Source organism: Halomonas sp. G11 (assembly GCF_001663515.1).
Classification (GTDB): domain Bacteria; phylum Pseudomonadota; class Gammaproteobacteria; order Pseudomonadales; family Halomonadaceae; genus Vreelandella.
In genome coordinates this window covers 113,012-131,554 of sequence record NZ_LYXG01000044.1, presented here as the reverse complement: position 1 = coordinate 131,554, position 18,543 = coordinate 113,012, and the positions used below count along the sequence as shown (strand labels likewise).

At 57.8% G+C, this 18,543-nt stretch carries 21 protein-coding genes and 1 pseudogene; 17 read left to right on the top strand and 5 right to left on the bottom strand.

Annotated features, from left to right (window positions below):
- A pseudogene (locus tag ADS46_RS18920) lies at nt 1-130 on the bottom strand (L-lactate permease); the annotation flags it as partial.
- 389 nt (nt 131-519) lie between these two features.
- Here ADS46_RS18920 and ADS46_RS18310 point away from each other — a divergent pair.
- Together ADS46_RS18310 and ADS46_RS18305 are read left to right on the top strand one after the other, a co-directional pair.
- A complete protein-coding gene (locus ADS46_RS18310; RefSeq protein ID WP_066322647.1) occupies nt 520-1,215 on the top strand; it encodes a glutathione S-transferase family protein in 696 nt (231 codons plus the stop codon).
- A 126-nt stretch (nt 1,216-1,341) separates the two neighbouring features.
- The gene (locus ADS46_RS18305; protein WP_066322631.1) at nt 1,342-1,698 is read left to right on the top strand and encodes a phasin family protein; all 357 of its coding nucleotides are present in this window, start codon (nt 1,342-1,344) and stop codon (nt 1,696-1,698) included.
- A gap of 103 nt (nt 1,699-1,801) precedes the next feature.
- Here the strand turns inward: ADS46_RS18305 and uraD are convergent, their stop codons facing one another.
- The gene (gene uraD / locus ADS46_RS18300) at nt 1,802-2,350 is read right to left on the bottom strand and encodes a 2-oxo-4-hydroxy-4-carboxy-5-ureidoimidazoline decarboxylase (RefSeq protein WP_066322629.1); all 549 of its coding nucleotides are present in this window, start codon (nt 2,348-2,350) and stop codon (nt 1,802-1,804) included.
- A gap of 124 nt (nt 2,351-2,474) precedes the next feature.
- Here uraD and uraH point away from each other — a divergent pair, with 124 nt between their 5' ends.
- From uraH to ADS46_RS18275, 5 genes are all read left to right on the top strand, one after another.
- Nucleotides 2,475-2,828 (top strand): hydroxyisourate hydrolase, encoded by a 354-nt coding sequence (gene uraH, locus ADS46_RS18295; RefSeq protein WP_066322625.1) that lies wholly within the window; start codon nt 2,475-2,477, stop codon nt 2,826-2,828.
- Between the two features lie 15 nt (nt 2,829-2,843).
- The gene (locus ADS46_RS18290; protein ID WP_066322624.1) at nt 2,844-4,055 is read left to right on the top strand and encodes a urate hydroxylase PuuD; all 1,212 of its coding nucleotides are present in this window, start codon (nt 2,844-2,846) and stop codon (nt 4,053-4,055) included.
- A gap of 16 nt (nt 4,056-4,071) precedes the next feature.
- A complete protein-coding gene (locus ADS46_RS18285) occupies nt 4,072-4,785 on the top strand; it encodes a GntR family transcriptional regulator (RefSeq protein ID WP_066322623.1) in 714 nt (237 codons plus the stop codon).
- Nucleotides 4,786-4,936: 151 nt separating this feature from the next.
- Nucleotides 4,937-5,182 (top strand): type II toxin-antitoxin system CcdA family antitoxin, encoded by a 246-nt coding sequence (locus ADS46_RS18280; RefSeq protein WP_066322622.1) that lies wholly within the window; start codon nt 4,937-4,939, stop codon nt 5,180-5,182.
- Complete coding sequence (locus ADS46_RS18275) at nt 5,182-5,499, top strand: CcdB family protein (protein WP_066322621.1); 318 nt, start codon at nt 5,182-5,184, stop codon at nt 5,497-5,499. The genes ADS46_RS18280 and ADS46_RS18275 overlap by 1 nt, the downstream gene beginning before the upstream one ends.
- 154 nt (nt 5,500-5,653) lie before the next feature.
- Here ADS46_RS18275 and ADS46_RS18270 read toward each other — a convergent pair whose 3' ends face one another.
- The 3 genes from ADS46_RS18270 to ADS46_RS18260 form a co-directional block, all read right to left on the bottom strand.
- The gene (locus tag ADS46_RS18270; RefSeq protein ID WP_066322617.1) at nt 5,654-7,135 is read right to left on the bottom strand and encodes an NCS1 family nucleobase:cation symporter-1; all 1,482 of its coding nucleotides are present in this window, start codon (nt 7,133-7,135) and stop codon (nt 5,654-5,656) included.
- Nucleotides 7,136-7,163: 28 nt separating this feature from the next.
- On the bottom strand, nt 7,164-8,534 hold the full coding sequence (locus tag ADS46_RS18265) for an NCS1 family transporter (protein WP_066322616.1): 1,371 nt from the start codon (nt 8,532-8,534) through the stop codon (nt 7,164-7,166).
- A gap of 119 nt (nt 8,535-8,653) precedes the next feature.
- Nucleotides 8,654-9,412 (bottom strand): aspartate/glutamate racemase family protein, encoded by a 759-nt coding sequence (locus tag ADS46_RS18260; RefSeq protein ID WP_267886965.1) that lies wholly within the window; start codon nt 9,410-9,412, stop codon nt 8,654-8,656.
- A 313-nt stretch (nt 9,413-9,725) separates the two neighbouring features.
- On the opposite strand from ADS46_RS18260, the gene puuE reads away from it, so the two are divergent.
- From puuE to modA, 10 genes are all read left to right on the top strand, one after another.
- Complete coding sequence (gene puuE, locus ADS46_RS18255; RefSeq protein ID WP_066322615.1) at nt 9,726-10,655, top strand: allantoinase PuuE; 930 nt, start codon at nt 9,726-9,728, stop codon at nt 10,653-10,655.
- Nucleotides 10,656-10,678: 23 nt separating this feature from the next.
- Nucleotides 10,679-11,554: a MurR/RpiR family transcriptional regulator gene (locus tag ADS46_RS18250; protein WP_066322614.1), complete on the top strand. Its 876-nt coding sequence runs from the start codon at nt 10,679-10,681 to the stop codon at nt 11,552-11,554.
- Between the two features lie 305 nt (nt 11,555-11,859).
- Nucleotides 11,860-12,714: a transporter substrate-binding domain-containing protein gene (locus ADS46_RS18245; protein WP_156524541.1), complete on the top strand. Its 855-nt coding sequence runs from the start codon at nt 11,860-11,862 to the stop codon at nt 12,712-12,714.
- A gap of 8 nt (nt 12,715-12,722) precedes the next feature.
- On the top strand, nt 12,723-13,400 hold the full coding sequence (locus ADS46_RS18240; RefSeq protein ID WP_066322612.1) for an amino acid ABC transporter permease: 678 nt from the start codon (nt 12,723-12,725) through the stop codon (nt 13,398-13,400).
- Nucleotides 13,397-14,053 (top strand): amino acid ABC transporter permease, encoded by a 657-nt coding sequence (locus tag ADS46_RS18235; protein ID WP_066322609.1) that lies wholly within the window; start codon nt 13,397-13,399, stop codon nt 14,051-14,053. Before ADS46_RS18240 ends, ADS46_RS18235 begins: the two co-directional genes overlap by 4 nt.
- Nucleotides 14,034-14,762 carry an amino acid ABC transporter ATP-binding protein gene (locus ADS46_RS18230; RefSeq protein ID WP_066322607.1) on the top strand — a complete coding sequence of 243 codons (729 nt, stop codon included), beginning with the start codon at nt 14,034-14,036 and terminating at the stop codon, nt 14,760-14,762. The genes ADS46_RS18235 and ADS46_RS18230 overlap by 20 nt, the downstream gene beginning before the upstream one ends.
- A gap of 86 nt (nt 14,763-14,848) precedes the next feature.
- Complete coding sequence (locus ADS46_RS18225; protein WP_066322605.1) at nt 14,849-15,682, top strand: bifunctional allantoicase/(S)-ureidoglycine aminohydrolase; 834 nt, start codon at nt 14,849-14,851, stop codon at nt 15,680-15,682.
- 9 nt (nt 15,683-15,691) lie between these two features.
- Entirely contained in the window at nt 15,692-16,183 is a 492-nt protein-coding gene (locus tag ADS46_RS18220; RefSeq protein ID WP_066322603.1) for an ureidoglycolate lyase, read from the top strand.
- A gap of 82 nt (nt 16,184-16,265) precedes the next feature.
- On the top strand, nt 16,266-17,750 hold the full coding sequence (gene pyk / locus ADS46_RS18215) for a pyruvate kinase (protein ID WP_066322601.1): 1,485 nt from the start codon (nt 16,266-16,268) through the stop codon (nt 17,748-17,750).
- A gap of 2 nt (nt 17,751-17,752) precedes the next feature.
- Nucleotides 17,753-18,535: a molybdate ABC transporter substrate-binding protein gene (gene modA, locus ADS46_RS18210; RefSeq protein ID WP_234346880.1), complete on the top strand. Its 783-nt coding sequence runs from the start codon at nt 17,753-17,755 to the stop codon at nt 18,533-18,535.
- Nucleotides 18,536-18,543 lie beyond the last annotated feature (8 nt).

Below are 18,543 nucleotides of genomic sequence, written 5' to 3'. Positions count from 1 at the left end.
GACCGATAATGGCCGCCGCGAGGAAGACGATAGGCATGGCGATCTTGGCGGGTATTTTAAAGCCAATGAGCAATATTCCCGCCAATAACAGCGGTGTGAATGCCAGAAGTGCAAGAAATGATTCATTCATGGGAAGAACTCTACTCCTTGTTGTTGACCGTTTACTCCACAATGATGACTCGCCGTATTTAAGGCATCAGACGTCAGGACGAAAGATACGGCGCCACCGATATAATGACTACTGGTGGAAAATTGGTAAGACCAATAATGGTCAGTCCAAAGATTCGCTGATAACCTGAGGAATATTGTTTAATTATTTGTTTTTATTCACTTTTATTGAGCCATGTTGATCAGCTATACAGCGCTTCTCATTAGACTAATAGACAGTACGGTTAGCCTATCAAGGGCAAGTGCCATACCGCTGATCGTGGACGCTTGCGCCGTGGAAGACTTGCGGCCATGGTTAGTGGGTTAAGGTGTCCTACCATTATGACCAACAGCAACAAGGAGACGATGAAGGTGGCAATAAAACTTTATGATCTGTGCGGTCGCGACGAGCGGCTACGTTTTTCCCCCTTCTGTTGGCGAGTGCGCATGGCGCTGGCCCACAAAGGCCTTGAATTTACCACTCAGCCCTGGCGGTTTCTCGAAAAGGAAGCTATCGCCTTTGCCAATCACGACAAGGTGCCGGTGCTGGTGGATGGTGAACAGGTAGTGACCGATAGCTTTGATATCATGCGTTACCTTGACGATGCCTACCCCCAGGCGCCGCTTTTTGGCGAAGGGGCCAGCTATCAGCGGGCGCGGTTCTTCAAGCATTATGTTGAACGTAGCGTGACGCCAGCATTGTTCAGGATAGTCGCGCTCGACTTGCTGGCGGCGATCCATCCCGATGACCGCGACTATTTCCGTGAAACCCGCGAGGCGCGTTTTGGCTGCACGTTGGAAGCGCTTCACCAGCCAGAGCAGGGGCGTGCGCTGCTCAAGCAGGCGCTAGCCCCGGTTTACGCTCAATTGAAAGACGCCGACTTTATCGATGGCGATTCGCCAGCGGGCGCTGATTACCTGTTATTTGGCAGCATGATGTGGGCGTATACCGTGTCCCAAGCGCCGCTGGTTGAGGACGAAGACGAGGTGGATCAATGGTTTAAGCGTATGCTCGCAGTACACGATGGCATTGCGGGAGAGGCCACCACGGTACGGGACATCGCCTAGTCGAAAATTTATGTTGCACTGCACAAAATCGACTGCTAACGTGTGGTGTAGCAGAGGCGCTGACCTTACTGATGTTTCCTTTTCAAGGCGCGCCTATGTCGTTTCTCACTTAAAGGAGATAGCGCGATGAATAAAGCCGCCGAAAAAGCCAGCCAGCAAGTCGAGTCCATCTTTGTATCGCCGATGCGTTCTTACACGCTGACAGCGCTGGACTATTATGATCAGATCGTTAGTGCACAGCTTGACGCTGTTCGTGCCTACTCGGATCTGAGTATTGCCCAGGCTCGCACCTGGCTGGACGTGAAAGATGCCGACAGCTTCAAGAAGGCAATAGAAAGCCAGCAGAAAGCCACCAGCGATCTGATGGAGCGCATGAAGGGTGATAGTGAAAAAGTCACTTCCATCAGCCAAAGCTTCATGAAAGACAGCCAGAAAATGGCCGAAGATACTACCAAGAAAGCGGTAGAGACGGCCAAGCAGTAAGCCTGGTCACTATCGTTTAACCGCTTGGTTTAATGACTGCGCTCTTTTTAGAGCGCAGTTTTTTTGCTGGGTGCTGTATACAACCGGTGATAGGCCGCCATGCCTATTGCTGTTGTTCCATGGCCCGCGCACGCAGGCGCAGCCGAGCGATGCGGATAATTTGCTCGATGGCGGTTTTGCGCTCCGTTGCCACGTCGTTCTCGAGGCGCTTTGCGAATGCCTCCAAAATGGCGTGTCGGTCCAGCCCTTTCACGGCGATCACAAAAGGAAAACCGAATCTTTCCTTGTAGTCGGCGTTAAGCTGCTCGAAGCGGGCAAACTCTGCAGGCGTGCATTGATCAAGCCCCGCTCCTGCCTGTTCACTAGTGGAATCCTGGGTCAATTTACCTGCCATGGCGGCTTTGCCCGCGAGGTCGGGGTGTGCCTGTATAACGCGGATCTGCTGGTCGCTACCTGCCTGCTGGAGCTGAAGGCCCATCGCGTCGGCCAGGGCATCCGGGTGGTCGTGTGCCGAGGTCAGGCCGGTTTCCCAGGCGGCCTGTGCGACCCAGGGGGAATGCTCGTAGATATCGCCGTAGTGTTTGATGAAGGCGTCACGGGATAGCCCGCTCGGGCGGGGCTGAAGGCATAATTCGGCGGCAGGTGACGACATGGGGCGCTCCGGGCTAGGCTGAGAGTGTGATGGCTCAATGTATACAATAAAACAAGCTGGCGGTACTCTAAAACCATCGACACGCGACGCTTAAACCACGATACAAAAGCAATAAGGAGCCACCATGGGATATCTGACCACGCACGTGCTGGATACCGCACTCGGCTGCCCTGGTCAGGGTATTGCCATCGACATACTGCGGCTAATCGGCAGCGAGCGGCATCATCTGCGCACCGTGATCACCAATCAGGACGGCCGTTGTGATGCACCGCTTCTTGAAGGCGATGCCTTTACACCCGGCGAGTACGAGCTGTGCTTCCACGCTGGCGACTACCTCCGCGCCAAGGGCGTCGACGCCGCTGAACCGCGCTTTCTGGATGTCATTCCCATCCGCTTCGGCGTGGCGGATGCCGAGCAGCACTACCACGTACCGCTATTGCTCTCGCCCTATGGCTACTCCACCTACCGTGGCAGCTGATGGCGGAGGCCTTTGATGCAAGCATATTTGATAGACGCGGTGAATGTCCTGCTGCGCTGGTTGCACGTGATTGCGGCCATCGCCTGGATCGGTGAATCCATCTATTTCGTGATGCTGGATAACAGCCTGCGCACGCCAAAGGCAGCAGCGGACCGCGAGAAGGGGATTTTTGGCGAGATGTGGGCCGTCCATGGCGGCGGCTTCTACCATAACCAGAAGTACACCACGGCCCCCGACAAACTTCCCAACGACCTGCACTGGTCGTTCTGGAAAGCCTACACCACCTGGCTATCCGGGTTTGCCCTGTTCGTCATCCTCTACATGGCCAACCCTGGCTTCTACCTGATAAACCCGGATAGCCCCTGGCAGTGGGCGGCCACCATGTCAGGCTGGCAGGCCAATCTGCTGGCGCTGCTGTTCCTGCTCGGCGGCTGGGTGGTTTATAACGAGCTGTGCAAACGCATCAGCCCCACCATGCAGCGCGACGGCCTGTTGAGCATCGCCGTGGCGGTGATGATGGTGGTGGTTGCCTATTTAAGCACCCAACTGTTTGGCGGGCGGGCCGCCTTCCTGCTCACCGGGGCGGTGATGGCCACCGCCATGTCGGCGAACGTGTTCTTCTGGATCATCCCCGGCCAGCGGCGCATGGTGAAGGCCATGAAAGCAGGCGATGCGCCCAACCCTGTGGATGGCAAGCGTGGCAAGCAGCGCTCGGTGCACAACACCTATTTCACCTTGCCCGTGGTACTGCTGATGGTCAGCAACCACTATTCGTTTCTTTATTCCCACGAGCTGGCCTGGGTGGCGATGTCGCTGCTTATCTTGGCAGGCGCCGTTATCCGCCAGTTTTTTGTACTGCTGCATGCTGGCAAGCGGCAGTGGGGCTATCCGGCGGCTGGCGTGGTGCTGATCATCCTGGCGTTTGGGGTGGCCGCACCGGATTTGCGAACCGCTGAGCAGCCAGGTCGTGACACCCAGGCCAGCGATGCCGACAACAATCAGATAGCGGGGCTGATCGAAGAGCACTGCGTACAGTGCCACGCCAGCAACCCCGAGCATGCCGGTTTCTCGGCGCCACCGGCCGATTATGCATTCGATGACTGGGACGACATTCTGACCCACAAGGCGGCTATCCAGCAGGTGGTTGAAAGCCGCTACATGCCGCTAGGCAACATGACCAAGATGAGCGATGAAGAACGCGATACCATAGCCGCCTGGGATGAATGATCAATGAGGAGAGTCGATGAGTAATGCGCAGGCGGTCAAGCGATCGGCATCAAAAGCAGAAGGCGATGAACGTCACGAGGCGATTTATCGTGCGGTGAGCGACGCGATTGTGGAGCAGCGGCTCAAGCCTGGCGCGCGGCTACGCGAAGATGCCCTGGCCGATGTGTTTGGCATCAGCCGCACCGGGATTCGCAAGATCTTGCAGCGCCTGGCGCTGGAGCAGCTGGTCACCCTGACGCCGCGCCGCGGGGCCAGCGTCACCCGGCCCACCGCCGACGAAGCCAAGGACGTTTTCGATGCGCGCCAGTTGATCGAGTGCGGGTTAATGCCCGACGTGGCAAGGCGCATGGGCGAAAAAGAAGCAGCGGAACTGCGCGACATGGCCAAGCGCGAGCGCCAGGCGTTGCGCAACGGCGAGCAAAGTTTGGCGATACGCCTTTCGGCGGATTTTCACGTTCGCATAGCGCAGCTTTCGGGTAATGCGACCCTTGCGGCCTTCGTGGAAAGCCTGTGTTCCCGGTCATCGCTGATCCTGGCCGTCTATGGCCATCCCGGCCACTTAGGTTGTGAATCCCACGACCACGACGACCTGGTCGGCTATTTGGAAGCCGGCAACGGCGAGCGCGCAAGCGCGTTTATGAGTCGTCACCTGAAAGCCATTGAAGCCTCACTTTCGATGGTCGAGGAGGAAGAAAGCGCTCCCGATTTGCATCAAATATTTGGAGGGTGAAAAGCCCCATCGCAGAATTAAATGATACGGAGATGACACATAAATATCAGGGGCTGGACGAGGGGTATTACGCCTGGGTTAAGCGCTTGAATGCGCATCGCTGTGCGCATAGACTGATGGTTGTGCATCAACCAGCTATTTGGAGGCTCTGATGGCCGAACTCTACAATGCAGCAGCGCCCAAAAAATCGGCAAACCTCTCCATCAACAGCGATCTTCTCCGCAAAACCAGGGACCTGAACATCAACCTGTCAGCAACCTTGGAGAGAGCCCTGAAAGAAGAGCTGTCCAAACGCGAAGCAGCCCAGTGGGTCGAAGAAAATCGCACGGCAATAAAATCTTACAACGATTTTGTCGAGCAACATGGATGCTTCGGCGACGACTTCAGAGCGTTTTGATGGCGCAGTTCGATGTGTACCCGAACCCAAGCAAAACCAGCAAAGAGCAGTACCCTTACCTTGTCGATATTCAGAGCAGCCTTCTAAGCGAGCTGGCTACTCGCATTGTCATCCCTTTGGGAAAACGGTCCGCCTTGGGTGGGGACGCCATGCGAGGACTCACGCCGGAAATCAGGTTTGCCGACCAGGAGTTTCTGCTCCTGACCCCACAAATCTCCGCTATACCAGTGAAGCATCTCAAAAGCCCTGTTGGTTCGCTCTCACATTTCAGAGATCAGATTATTGGCGCTCTGGACATGGCGATTACAGGTGTTTGACGCCTTACACACCCTTGAGCTTGAGTTCGGACAGCGAAATCACGTTGCGCCCCAAGGTGTTATTTAGTCTTAGTGAAACAACAAAAAGCGCCATCGGGCGTTTGCCGATGGCGCTTGTTCGAGCCGCTAAGCCTTCAGTGACAGATCAAAAGCCTCAACCTGCCTTCTGCTCAGCAAGGGTGGGGTTTGCCTTAAACTGCCGCATCAAACCGTAGTAGAAAAGCCCGCCAAGGCCCGCGCCCATCAGCCAGCCGTAGCCATTCAGGCCTGCAAGAGCGGGTACCAGCACGGTGGAAATCGAGAACAGTGCTGCTACGCCAAAGGCGATCAGCGCCCGGGTATTCCAACCGTTGGTGTAGTAGTAGGCACCGCCTGGGTCGGAGGAAAACAGCTCCTGCATATTCAGGTGCTGGCGCTTGATCAGGTAGTAGTCGACCACGATGATGCCGTAGAAGGGCGCGACGATGGCTCCCACCGCATTCACAAAGCCGGGTACGCCAATCTGGCTGATGACCGAGACCCACAACGCGCCGACAAAAAACGCGATGATCGCCGTGATCAGGCCGCCCAGTTTAAAGCTCACCTTGCTGGGAAACAGATTGGCCAGGTCGTAGGCGGGTGGAATAAAGTTAGCCACCAGGTTGATCCCCACGGTGGCGGCGAAGAAGGTCAGGGCGGCCACGATCGTCAACGCCAGATTATCCACGCGCTCGACGATATCGGACGGGTTGGTCAATGCGTCGCCGAACAAGACCAGCGTGCCCGCAGTGATGATCAGCGCGATAAACGAGAAGAACGCCACGTTAAGCGGCAAGCCCAGCAGGTTGCCCAGCTTCATCTGGCGTTCGGTTTTCACAAAGCGGGTAAAGTCGCCGAAATTGATCACCACCGCCGCGAAGTAGGCCACCATGGTGCCCACAATGGCCATGAAGGCACTAACTGGATGCGTGGTGGTATCGGCTTCGCCACCGCTGAAAATCGTGTCGATCGCAGGCAATAATTCGCTGCCAGCCTTGACCCAGACAATGACCATGAGCGCTATCATTACCAGATACACCAGCGGCCCCGCCCAGTTGAGAAAGTGCTTGATGCGCTCGATACCCGCCCAGAAGATCGCGATCTGGAACAGCCAGACGATGACGAACGATACCCAGGCCACACCGGATAATCCGAGGAAGGTGGCGCCGTCGCCGCCGCCGAATAGCGCAGCCAGCAGAAGCGTCATGGCGGTCGAGGCAAAATAGGTTTGTACCCCGTACCAGAAAATCCCCACGATCGCCCGCAACATGGCGGGCAGGTTGGCCCCACGCACGCCCATGCTGGCACGCACCATCACCGGGAAGGGAATGCCGTACTTGACGCTGGGCTTGCCGGTGAGGTTGACCAGGAACATCACGATCACGCCCGCCAGGATGATGGCGGCCATGACCGCCCAGCCATTGAGGCCGTAAGTCAAAAACAGCGAGGCCGCCAGGGTATAGCCAAACAGGCTCTGGATGTCGTTGGACCAGACGTTGAATATCTCGAACGCTCCCCAGTTGCGGTCCTGGGGTTTCAGTGGCGCGAGGTCCTCGTTATATAGCGTGGGATCGATATGCTTGATATCCAGATCGCCGACGTCGTTACGCTTGTTCATGGCATTAGCTCTTGTAGTGGCGAAGGATTTATTGGTTAAAGCGCTGGCAGGCTGGCCAGTGTTTCATCAGCAGGAAGTAGGTCAGCCCGGCGGGAATCAGGCTGGCGTACCAGGAAACGGCTGAGAACAAAAGCGCCGCCACAATGCCCACGGCGGTGGCGATCAAGGCCGCCGCATTAACGCCCCGGTATGGGCCGCTGGCATCGTAAAGCTTGTCAATATCTAGCGTACGACGACGAATCACGTAATAATCCACCACCAGAATCGCGAAGATCGGGCCAAGGAAGGCAGAGTAGGTTTGCACGAAGAGTTGCAACCCTTCCGCAGACCCCGGCTGCACCAGCTTCCAGGGAAAGGTGGCGAATGCCAGCAGGCCGACGATCACGGTGGCCACGGGGAACTTGAGCTTGAAGATATCCATCAGCACGTAGGTGGGCGGAACGACATTGTTCAGCACGTTGGTCGTTACCTGGGCGAAGGCGATGAACAGTAGCGTGGTCATCAGCAGCGGGGTGTTATCCACGGCGTTGGCGAAGACCTGGATGGGATCGGCGGTGCCGGTGGCTTCCGAGACCATGAAACCGATCAGCCCCATGAACAACGTGCAGGGCAGAATCGACATGGCGTAAAGCGTGGTCAGCAAGCCCGGCCCCGAGCCGGTTTTATGCTCGCGGGAGTAGTCGCTGACGTTGAGCATCATGGTGCTGTAGATACCCAGAAACAGCATGGTAGCGCCCCAGAACGGCATGCCCCAGGAGCCTTCCATGGTCAGCAGGTTTGCCGAGAGCTCATCGCCGTAGCGCTGAATGGTAGCCACAAACATGTAGACCAGTGACAGGAGAATAAACCCGCTGCCCAGGTTTTCCAGCCACTTGATGCCCTGAAAGCCGGTCACCGACAGAGCGATTTGCAGCAGTTGGAAGGTAATGAAGTAGAACACCAGATTATCAAAGCCAAACAGTGTCGCTGATACCATGTTCAGCGCCGCGGCGCCGATCCAGCTCTGAAACCCGTACCACACGATCGCCGGTACCGCCCGAACCAACCCTGGCAGTCGGGTGCCCGCAAAGCCAAAGGCGCTGCGCGCCTGGACCATGAAGGGAATGCCGTATTTATAGCCAGCGGCGCCGTTGAGCGCCAAGGCAATGCCGATCACAAAGCAGCCAATGGCAATCGCCAGCGTCGCCTGAATCAGGTTGAGCGTGCCGACCACACTTGAGCCCATGGCGAAGGTGCCGATGGACACACAGCCGCCAAACCAGGCCAGAAAGTAAGAGGCGCGCCCCATTATTCGCGTACTTTGGGGCGCGAGCGATTCGTCGCCTATGCTTTTCCGGCCGTCGCTGGGTGCGACGGTCGCTGGGTCGTCCGACGTCAGACCCGATGGTGATGCACTCATGGTGTGAACCTCGCAAGATGGCTGTTATTGACCCTCAGCGGTGCTGGGGATGCTTGCGGCTGGCGTGTGTTTTCGATGCGATCATTGTTATTGGCTGGCATCGTGATGGTGCTTGTGGGTTAGCCTCCGGGCGGCAGCGTCAGGTTTGAAAAATCGGCAAACTGACCGGTAAACGGTTTGGGCCGCGGGTAAGCCAGGTCGCCGTGTTTGCTGGTAAAGAGCCCCAGGCCGATAAGGGATTCGGCAAGTTTGAGCCCTGCGCTGACCCCTTCGACAACGGGCAGGCCCACCTCACGGCTGATTTCCTGGGTGAGGTTGGCCATGCCGCCGCAGCCCAGCACAATGGCGCCAATGCCATCTTCATCGCGGGCTCGGCAGCATTCCTGCACGATGCGTCGATAGGCGGCTTCGGGGTGGTGTTCAAGGTCAAGAACCGGGATTTCGGCGGCGCGAATGCGTCGGCAGTGCTGCCGAAAGCCGTACTGTTCCAGCAGGTGCTCGGCAATGATGCCGGTGCGGCCAAGCGTGGTGACAATCGAAAACCGCGTGCTGATCAGCGTCGCCATATGAAAGGCGGCTTCGGCAATTCCTACCACTGGTGCGCGGGTCAGCTCGCGGGCAGCGAGCAGCCCAGGGTCGCCAAAGCAGGCCACGACGTAGGCATCGATGTTACCTTCCTGCTCGCCCTTGATGACTTCCTGAGCGACGCCGACGGCGCTGATCGCCTCATCGAAATGACTTTCAATCGACACCGGACCGGCCTCCGGCTGGCAGGCGCTGACCTGTGTGCCCGTGGCAGCGTAGTCGTTGGCGGCACGATAGATCGAGGCAGTCATCGAGGCCGTGGTATTGGGATTGATAAGGCGAATATGGGCCACCCGATTATCCTCTTGGTCGTGATATTTTAAATTCAGGTAAACAATTTATCGATTCTTGTATACAAAATAGGGCGGTTTTTTGCCAATCGCAAGTGCGGAATTGCGTCGAATATCAAGTTGTTAGTTGACCGATTGATCAACTTTTGGGCTTTTGGCGGCGTTTCTACTTACAAAATGCTTCTGTCTCAAGCCAATAGCTGTACTGTGCGTTGCGGTTAAGGTTTGATCGGGCTATTTTGTATACAAGCTAATAAAGCGTTGCTAATGATCACCTTACGTCGACGCATGTCAGGATTCATCCAAGGAGCCGTCTATGACACAGCCCCATTACCCTCGTGACTTAATCGGTTACGGGCGCAACCCGCCCCACGCCAACTGGCCCGGCAACGCCAAAATAGCGGTGCAGTTCGTACTCAACTACGAGGAGGGCGGCGAGAACTGCGTGCTGCATGGTGACTCAGGTTCCGAGCAGTTTCTGTCAGAAATCATCGGCGCACCGTCCTACCCTGATCGCCATCTGAGCATGGAGTCGATTTATGAATACGGCTCCCGCGCCGGGGTGTGGCGTATACTGCGCGAGTTCGAGAAGCGCGATCTGCCGCTGACGGTGTTTGGCGTGGCCATGGCGCTGTCGCGCAACCCGGATGTCGCCCAGGCATTCAAGGAACTGGGCCATGAGGTCGCCTGCCATGGCTACCGCTGGATTCACTACCAGGAAGTGCCCGAGCACGTTGAGCGTGAGCATCTACAACAGGCCATGGAGATTTTTCAGCGTCTGTATGGAGAGAAGCCGCTGGGCTGGTACACCGGCCGCGATAGCCCCAACACCCGGCGCCTGGTGCTGGATGAAGGCGGTTTCCTTTACGATAGCGATTATTACGGCGACGACTTGCCTTTCTGGACCCAGGTAACCGATAGTCAGGGCAGTGATCATGATCATCTGATCGTGCCTTACACACTGGACAGCAATGACATGCGCTTTGCTGCCCCTCAGGGGTTTAATACCGCGGATCACTTTTTCACCTACCTGCGGGATGCCTTCGATGTGCTCTACGCGGAAGGGGAAGAGGCGCCCAAGATGCTATCCATTGGTATGCACTGCCGTTTATTGGGCCGCCCAGGACGTTTTCGTGCCCTGCAGCGCTTTTTGGATCACATTGAAACCCACGACCGCGTTTGGGTGGCCCGGCGGGTCGATATCGCCCGCCATTGGGCGGAACACCACCCGGCGCCCGCGCGCTAACCAGATAGTTCAAACAGGATGCCATGACGCCGCATATCGGACAGCGAATTACCGCCCAGTTTGACGCGCTAAGTGCCCAGGAGCAGCGCGTGGCAAGCTTTATTCTCGATCACTTCGATGATCTGGCGGTATACAGCGCCGCCGATTTGGCGCGCTTGACCGGGGTCTCCAAGTCGACGGTCAGTCGCCTTTTCAAGCGGTTGGGGTTTGAAAGCTACCGCAGCGTTAAAGACCACGCCCGCCAACTGCGCAACCTGGGGGTGCCGTTGGTGATCGATGCCAATGCCATGCAGGATGAAGCGGGCGCGCCATTTCAACGCCATTTGCAGCGCGAGCAGGATAACCTGCAGCGTTGCCTGAATGGCATCGCGGCGGATCAGTTTGCCGCGCTGGTAGAACGCCTGGCTAACGCGCGGCATGTGGTCATGATCGGGTTCCGTAACAGCTATCCCTTGGCGCTGCATTTTCGTCAGCAGTTGATTCAGGCGCGTTCCCAGGTGCGTGTGGTACCTCAGCCCAACCAATCGTTGGCTGAAGAGATTGTCGATCTTAACGAGCAGGATGTGGTGGTGCTGTTTGGCTTTCGCCGCCGCCCGGCAGCGTTTGCCGCGCTGGTAAATGCCCTTGAGCACTCACCTGCCAAGGTGGCGCTGATCGCCGACCCTACCGCGGTAAATTTCGCCTCCCAGGTCAACTGGCTGATGGAAGCGCCGCTGGAAAGTCTCTCGGCGTTTGACAGTTACGCCACGGCCAATAGCCTGATCTGCCTGCTGGCCAACGGCGTATTGCACCGGCGCCTTGGTGAAGGTCGAGAGCGGATCAGTGCGATCAGCGATATTTACGCCGACCTTAGTGAACTGGAATCACCCACCATGAGTGTTGATTGGAACGCCCAGTAGACTTCCCTCCTGTCGTAGTGCATATCGTTCTTTTGTTGGGTTGAAACTGCACCAACACCATGCAGGCCTCCTTCCTTTCTGGCGCAGCGACCGCAGCGTCATCGCCCGTGGTTTCAATAAAGTGCTGTTATAAATGTGGTTAGCGACTTCTGGCATCGCCCTTGCTTTTATGTGAGCAGGTGAAACGAAAGTTTCTTGTGTCTGCTTTATGAAACAAAGCTTTCATTAGCCTTACGTGAATTGCCGCTTCGGCTTATTACAGACAACGCATCACTAAAAAAACGCGTCCCTGCCAGGAGAGTCCTATGAAATTATTATCGCAGCGTCTCAACCACGCCTTTAATGGTCGCTTCAAGCGACTGCAGTCCGGCATTCTAGCAACGGGCTTGAGTGCTGCTGTTGCCTTGGGGGCTGTCGCCACAAGCCCGGACGTTCAGGCGGATGCCCTTGAGGATATCGAGTCCCGGGGGACTGTTCGCATTGCCGTGCCGCAGGATTTTCCGCCATTCGGCTCGGTGGGTACTGACCTGGAGCCGCGTGGCTACGATATCGATATGGCCAACTACCTCGCCGACGAGATGGGCGTGGAACTTGAATTGATTACCGTGACCAGCGCCAACCGCATTCCCTATTTGCAGACCGGTCAGGCGGACCTGGTCATTTCCAGCTTGGGTAAGAACCCGGAACGCGAAGCGGCGATTGACTTTTCAGACGCCTACGCGCCGTTCTTTTTAGGTGTGTTCAGCGCCGATGAAGATGAAAGCGTGGAGAGTCCGGACGGCTTGGCCGATAAAACCATTGGTGTAACCCGTGGTGCCGTGGAAGATATGGAGCTTTCCGAGATTGCCCCGGACTCCACTACGGTGCAGCGTTTTGAAGATAATGCCACCACCATTTCTGCGTTTCTTTCCGGGCAGGTCGACTATGTCGCCACCGGTAACGTGGTAGCGGCCGAGATCGCCGAGCGTAATAGCGACCGTGCGCCCTCGCTGGTGTATCAGTTGAAAGATTCACCCTGCTACGTGGGTATGAACAAGAACGAACCGGCGTTGATGGAAGAGGTGAACCGTCTGATCGCCCAGGCGCTTGAAGACGGCACCTTAAACGAGATGTCCCAGCGCTGGTTCAGTGCCGACCTGCCTGAAAACTTCGGTAGCTGAGGGTCATCATGGGGCCAACACTCGATTTTCTTACCCTGTTGCCCTACGTCAGTGAGCTGCTCAAAGGTCTTACCACCACGGTCGTCTTGACCGTGGTGACCACCTTGACGGGGCTGGCACTGGCGGTGGTCGTGGCCTACATGCGTGCGAACGCGCAGCCCTGGGTGCGTTGGGGGCTCGGCGGTTACGTCGAATTGACCCGTAACACACCCTTTATCGTGCAACTGTTTTTTATCTTCTTCGGGCTACCGGGGCTCGGCATCAAAATCGATGCCATTACCGCGGCGTTTATCGCCATGACGCTCAATCTGGCCGCCTACAGCGCCGAGATACTTCGTGCCGGTATCAGTGCCACGGCCAAAGGGCAACTGGAGGCCGGGCGGGCGTTGGGCATGACCACGCTGCAAAGCTATCGTCATGTGGTGCTGGTGCCCGCTTTTGCGCGCGTTTACCCCGCGCTCATCAGTCAGTCGATTATTGTCATGCTCGGATCGGCGGTGGTGTCGCAGATTTCGGTGTTTGATCTGACCTACGCGGCGAACTTTATCCAGTCGCGCAATTTTCGCAGCTTCGAAGTCTACCTGCTGATCACGCTGATCTATCTGCTGCTCGCCTTTGGCATGCGGCGCAGCTTCATGCTGGTGGGCAAGCGCGTATTCGCCTATCAGCAAGGAGAACAACGATGATCGAGTTCACCTTCTGGGACATTCTGCGCAACCTGCTGCTGGCGACTCGCTGGACCATCTTGCTATCGCTGATTGCCTTTGTCGGTGGCGCCACGGTGGGGTTGCTGTTGACCTTCATGCGCCTTTCCAGCAACCGCTGGCTGCAACGTTTAACCTCACTTTATGTCGACCTTTTCCAGGGCACGCCGCTGCTGATGCAGCTGTTTCTGATCTTCTTTGGCGCCGCCGCCATGGGGCATCAGATTTCAGCCTGGCTGGCGGCCTCCATTGCGCTCACGCTATTCACCAGCGCCTTCCTGACTGACATCTGGCGGGGGTGCCTGGAGGCAGTGGCCAAAGGGCAGTGGCATGCATCGCAGGTGCTGGGGATGAACTATTTCCAGACCATGCGGCATGTGATTCTGCCCCAGGCGCTGCGCCTGTCCATTCCGCCAACGGTGGGGTTCTCGGTGCAGGTCATCAAAGGCACGGCACTGGCGTCCATCATTGGTTTTGTCGAGCTGACCAAGGCCGGCACCATGCTCAACAACGCCACCTTTGAACCCTTCACCATCTTTGCTCTCGTGGCCCTTCTTTACTTCGCGCTGTGCTACCCGCTTTCCTGCTATGCGCGCTATCTGGAGAAAAAGCTCTATGACGCTGGTTTGCGTTGATAACGTTCATAAAGCCTTTGGCGACCTGGAAGTGTTGAAAGGCATTAACCTTTCGGTTGCGCAAGGCGAAGTCGTCGCCATTATTGGCCGCAGCGGCTCGGGTAAAAGCACCCTGCTGCGCTGCCTGAATCAGCTCGAAAAACACGACAGCGGCGAGATCACCATTGCCGATAAAAAGCTTGATGCGGCTTCCATGTCGCCCAAGGAACTGAGCGAAAATGTCGGCATGGTGTTCCAGAGCTTCAACCTGTTTCCCCACAAAACCGTAGGTGAAAACGTCTGCCTGGCGCCCATCGTGGTGCGCGGCGAGGGAAAGACTGACGTTGAAAAAATCGCTCATGAAGTGCTTGAGAAAGTGGGGCTCTCGGATAAATACGATGCTTACCCGGCGCAGCTTTCCGGGGGTCAGCAGCAGCGGGTGGCCATTGCTCGGGCGCTGGCCATGCGTCCTAAAGTGATGCTCTGCGACGAGGTGACCTCGGCGCTTGACCCGGAACTGGTCGGCGAGGTGCTGCGCGTGCTGGAAACGCTGGCGGCCGAAGGCATGACGCTGATGCTGGTCACCCACGAAATGAGTTTTGCCCGGGACGTGGCTGACCGCGTCGTGTTTATGCATGAGGGACGCATCCACGAAGAGGGAGCACCTGGCGAGCTGTTTGCCTCGCCTCAAACGGCTGAATTGAAGCAGTTCATCTCGGCGGTCCTCTAGCGTAATATCGTATACAAGGACGCATACATAACAATGCTGCGCTGGCTGGCGCAGCCCATGACATTTCGCTAGCTGATGAGGATAAAATGCCTTCTCCTACCTACTACGCGCCCACCGGCGGGCACCCGCCGCAAACCCAGATAACTGCAGACCGTGCTGTGTTTACTGAAGCCTACGCGCTGATCCCCAAGGGCGTGATGCGCGATATCGTCACCAGTAATCTACCATTCTGGGAAGGTACCCGGCTGTGGGTGCTGGCGCGGCCGCTTTCGGGGTTTGCCGAGACCTTCTCCCAATACATCATGGAAGTGCAGCCGGAGGGGGGCAGCGACAAGCCGGAGTTGGACCCTCAGGCGGAGGGTGTGCTGTTTGTGGTCGACGGGGAGTTAACCCTGACGCTGGCAGGCGAGCGCTATACCATGCGACCCGGTGGCTATGCGTTTATCCCGCCGGGTAGCCATTGGCAGGTGCGCAACGAAAGCCGTGAGCCGGTGCGCTTTCACTGGCTGCGCAAGGCCTACGAGTATGTGGAAGGGCTGGAGGTGCCCAAGGCGTTTGTCACCAACGAGCAGGATATAGCCCCCATCGAAATGCCGGGCACCGAGGGCCGCTGGGCCACCACGCGCTTTGTTGAACCCGATGATGTGCGTCATGATATGCACGTCAACATCGTCACCTTCCAGCCGGGCGGCGTAATTCCCTTCGATGAAACCCATGTCATGGAACATGGCCTTTACGTGCTGGAGGGCAAGGCGGTCTATCACCTCAATCAAAACTGGGTGGAAGTCGAAGCCGGGGATTTCATGTGGCTACGTGCCTTCTGTCCCCAGGCCTGCTACGCCGCTGGCCCAGGGCCGTTTAGGTACTTGTTGTATAAAGATGTCAATCGGCATGCCTCTCTTAAACTGTCATCTCGCTAAGGAGCAGCAATGCTGGAACTCAAAGCCGAGCCGTTGACGCCGGAGGCCTTTGCCCCTTTTGGCGATGTGATCGATGCGCGTACTTCCGCGTCGTTTCCCATTAATGCCGGGCGCACCCAGCGCCACCATGACTTGGCCAAGGTGGAAACCCTGGGCGACAACGCCCGTACCCTGATTAATATCTTCGTCAGCCAGCCGGTCACTCTGCCGTTGGAACTCACCTTCCTGGAGCGGCACCCGCAGGGCAGCCAGGCGTTTATGCCGCTGCATGAAGAGCGGTTTATTGTCGTGGTCGCCCCGCTCGGAGAGGTTATTAAGCCTGGCGATGTGCGCGCCTTTGTGACCGATGGCCGACAAGGGGTGAACTACCACGCGGGCACCTGGCACGCCATTCAATCGGTGCTGGACCGCGAAGGCGAGTTTTTGGTGGTGGACCGGGGCGGCGATGGCAACAACTGTGATGAATATCCGTTGTCGTTGCGGATTCACCTCGCCGATTAACTTGAGGTGTTGCATAGCGGTCATGTTTCGAGCGTTATACTGTTAGGCTAGTGATCATCAACGTCAAGCGCCTGGGAGCTTTATGAACGCACTGCACCATTCCTCCATCCGCCGCACCAAAATCGTCGCCACCTTGGGGCCCGCCAGCGACCGCGAGGGCGTGCTGGATGCCATGCTCGCCGCGGGCGTCGATGTGGTGCGGCTGAACTTTTCCCACGGCAGCGCCGAGGATCATCGGCGCCGACTTCAAGAAGTGCGTAAAGCTGCCGCCAAGCTGGGCAGAAGTGTGGCCGCACTGGGTGACCTCCAGGGGCCAAAGATCCGCGTCGCGCGCTTCAAAGAGGGCGCGGTCACCCTCCAGGAAGGTCAGCCGTTTATTCTCGACATGGCGATGGACGGCGAGGCGGGCGACAGCGCTCGGGTCGGTTGCGACTACAAGACGCTTGCTGATGACGTGGTGGCGGGCGACCGCTTGTTGCTCGACGATGGCCGCGTGGTGTTGGATGTCACCGGCGTCGAGGGCACGCGGATTCACACCCAGGTCGTGGTGGGCGGCAAGCTGTCCAACAACAAGGGCATTAACAAGCAGGGCGGTGGGCTCTCGGCCCCGGCCCTCACCGAGAAAGACAAGGAAGACCTGAAGACGGCGGTCGAGATCGGTGTGGATTACCTGGCCATCTCCTTCCCGCGCTCGGCCGACGACATGCTCGAGGCACGTCGCCTGCTGGGTGAGGCAGGGAAAGATATCGGCCTGGTAGCCAAGGTGGAGCGCGCCGAGGCGGTGGCCGATGACGCCACGCTGGATGGCATTATCGAAGCCTCCGAGGCGGTGATGGTTGCGCGTGGCGACCTTGGCGTCGAGATTGGCGATGCCCAACTGGTGGGCGTGCAAAAGCGCATGATCAAGCGGGCGCGTACGCTCAACCGCGCGGTCATAACGGCCACGCAAATGATGGAAAGCATGATTGCGTCACCGTTGCCAACGCGTGCCGAAGTGTTCGACGTAGCCAACGCCGTGCTGGACGGCAGCGACGCGGTGATGCTTTCGGCGGAAACCGCTGCAGGGGATTATCCCGTCGAGACCGTCGACGCCATGGCACGGGTATGCCTGGGGGCCGAGCGCGAAAAAACCGCCCAGGAGTCGGGCCACCGCATCCACGAAGGTTTCACCCGCCCGGACGAGACCATTGCACTATCTGCGATGTACGCGGCCAACCACATGGAAGGTGTCACGGCGATTGCGTGTATGACCTCGTCGGGCTATACACCGCTGATTGCCTCGCGAATCCGCTCGGGGCTGCCGATTGTCGGTCTGGCGCATAACCCCATCGCCCAGCGGCGCATGGCGCTCTATCGCGGTGTGGTATCACTGCCGTTTGATACCTCTGAAATGAGCGCCACTGAGCTTAATGACCGCGCCCTTGAGTTGTTGGTCAAACAGGGGGTCGCCAAGCCTGGCGATTACGTGATTCTGACCCGCGGTGATCACATGAATGCTCACGGTGGCACCAACACCATGAAAGTGATGGAGATTACCGAACAACACCTTCCCCCACAGGCGGGCTAAGCGTGCGTAGCTTGTGTGTGTGTGGCCTGTGGATAGCGTGGCTGCTGGCGGTCGCGATGCCCGCATCCGCGGGGACTGCAACGGTTGCGGCGGCTTCAGATTTGCAGTTTGCGCTGACGGAGGCCGCCGAACGCTTCGAGCATGAAACCGGCCACACGCTGCGGCTGAACTTTGGCTCGTCGGGCAATTTTCGCCGCCAGATTGCCCAGGGCGCGCCCTTCGAGCTTTTTCTCTCCGCCGATGAGCGCTACGTAGAAGCGTTGCACGACGAGGGCTATACCCTTGATGAGGGCGTGATTTATGCCGTCGGGCGTTTGGTGTGGCTGCAGCGGGCGGGGCAAGGCGAGGCGCCTGGCGAAGACATGCCATTGGCCGGGGTTGAAAAGGCGCTGGCGCGCTATGCGAACGGTGAACGGCCGCGCATCGCGCTTGCCAATCCCGAGCACGCACCCTATGGCGTTGCCGCGAAGCAAGCGCTTACCCATGCGGGGCTTTGGTCTCAAACCGAACCGCTGCGGGTGCTGGGCGAAAACGTTTCCCAGGCGGCGCAGTTCGCGCTTTCCGACGACGCCCAAGGCGGACTGGTGGCCTATTCACTGGCGCTGGCGCCGCCGTTAGCGGAGCGAAGTGAGTACATGCTTATTCCTGAAGGCTGGCATGAGCCACTGCGCCAGCGCATGGTGCTCACCCGCCAAGCGGGCGAGGCAGCGCAGGCATTCTATGCCTGGCTCCAGCAGGCAGAGGGGCGGGCGATCTTTCAACACTACGGGTTTAGTACAGACTGATGGATTGG

Coding starts and splice junctions, on each gene's coding strand:
- ADS46_RS18240 (WP_066322612.1), top strand. CDS start 12,723: ATGGGGCCAACACTCGATTTTCTTACCCTGTTGCCCTACGTCAGTGAG.
- pyk (WP_066322601.1), top strand. CDS start 16,266: ATGAACGCACTGCACCATTCCTCCATCCGCCGCACCAAAATCGTCGCC.
- ADS46_RS18275 (WP_066322621.1), top strand. CDS start 5,182: ATGGCGCAGTTCGATGTGTACCCGAACCCAAGCAAAACCAGCAAAGAG.
- puuE (WP_066322615.1), top strand. CDS start 9,726: ATGACACAGCCCCATTACCCTCGTGACTTAATCGGTTACGGGCGCAAC.
- ADS46_RS18290 (WP_066322624.1), top strand. CDS start 2,844: ATGCAAGCATATTTGATAGACGCGGTGAATGTCCTGCTGCGCTGGTTG.
- ADS46_RS18280 (WP_066322622.1), top strand. CDS start 4,937: ATGGCCGAACTCTACAATGCAGCAGCGCCCAAAAAATCGGCAAACCTC.
- ADS46_RS18245 (WP_156524541.1), top strand. CDS start 11,860: ATGAAATTATTATCGCAGCGTCTCAACCACGCCTTTAATGGTCGCTTC.
- ADS46_RS18230 (WP_066322607.1), top strand. CDS start 14,034: ATGACGCTGGTTTGCGTTGATAACGTTCATAAAGCCTTTGGCGACCTG.
- ADS46_RS18250 (WP_066322614.1), top strand. CDS start 10,679: ATGACGCCGCATATCGGACAGCGAATTACCGCCCAGTTTGACGCGCTA.
- uraH (WP_066322625.1), top strand. CDS start 2,475: ATGGGATATCTGACCACGCACGTGCTGGATACCGCACTCGGCTGCCCT.
- uraD (WP_066322629.1), bottom strand. CDS start 2,350: ATGTCGTCACCTGCCGCCGAATTATGCCTTCAGCCCCGCCCGAGCGGG.
- ADS46_RS18225 (WP_066322605.1), top strand. CDS start 14,849: ATGCCTTCTCCTACCTACTACGCGCCCACCGGCGGGCACCCGCCGCAA.
- ADS46_RS18265 (WP_066322616.1), bottom strand. CDS start 8,534: ATGAGTGCATCACCATCGGGTCTGACGTCGGACGACCCAGCGACCGTC.
- ADS46_RS18220 (WP_066322603.1), top strand. CDS start 15,692: ATGCTGGAACTCAAAGCCGAGCCGTTGACGCCGGAGGCCTTTGCCCCT.
- ADS46_RS18305 (WP_066322631.1), top strand. CDS start 1,342: ATGAATAAAGCCGCCGAAAAAGCCAGCCAGCAAGTCGAGTCCATCTTT.
- ADS46_RS18235 (WP_066322609.1), top strand. CDS start 13,397: ATGATCGAGTTCACCTTCTGGGACATTCTGCGCAACCTGCTGCTGGCG.
- ADS46_RS18270 (WP_066322617.1), bottom strand. CDS start 7,135: ATGAACAAGCGTAACGACGTCGGCGATCTGGATATCAAGCATATCGAT.
- ADS46_RS18285 (WP_066322623.1), top strand. CDS start 4,072: ATGAGTAATGCGCAGGCGGTCAAGCGATCGGCATCAAAAGCAGAAGGC.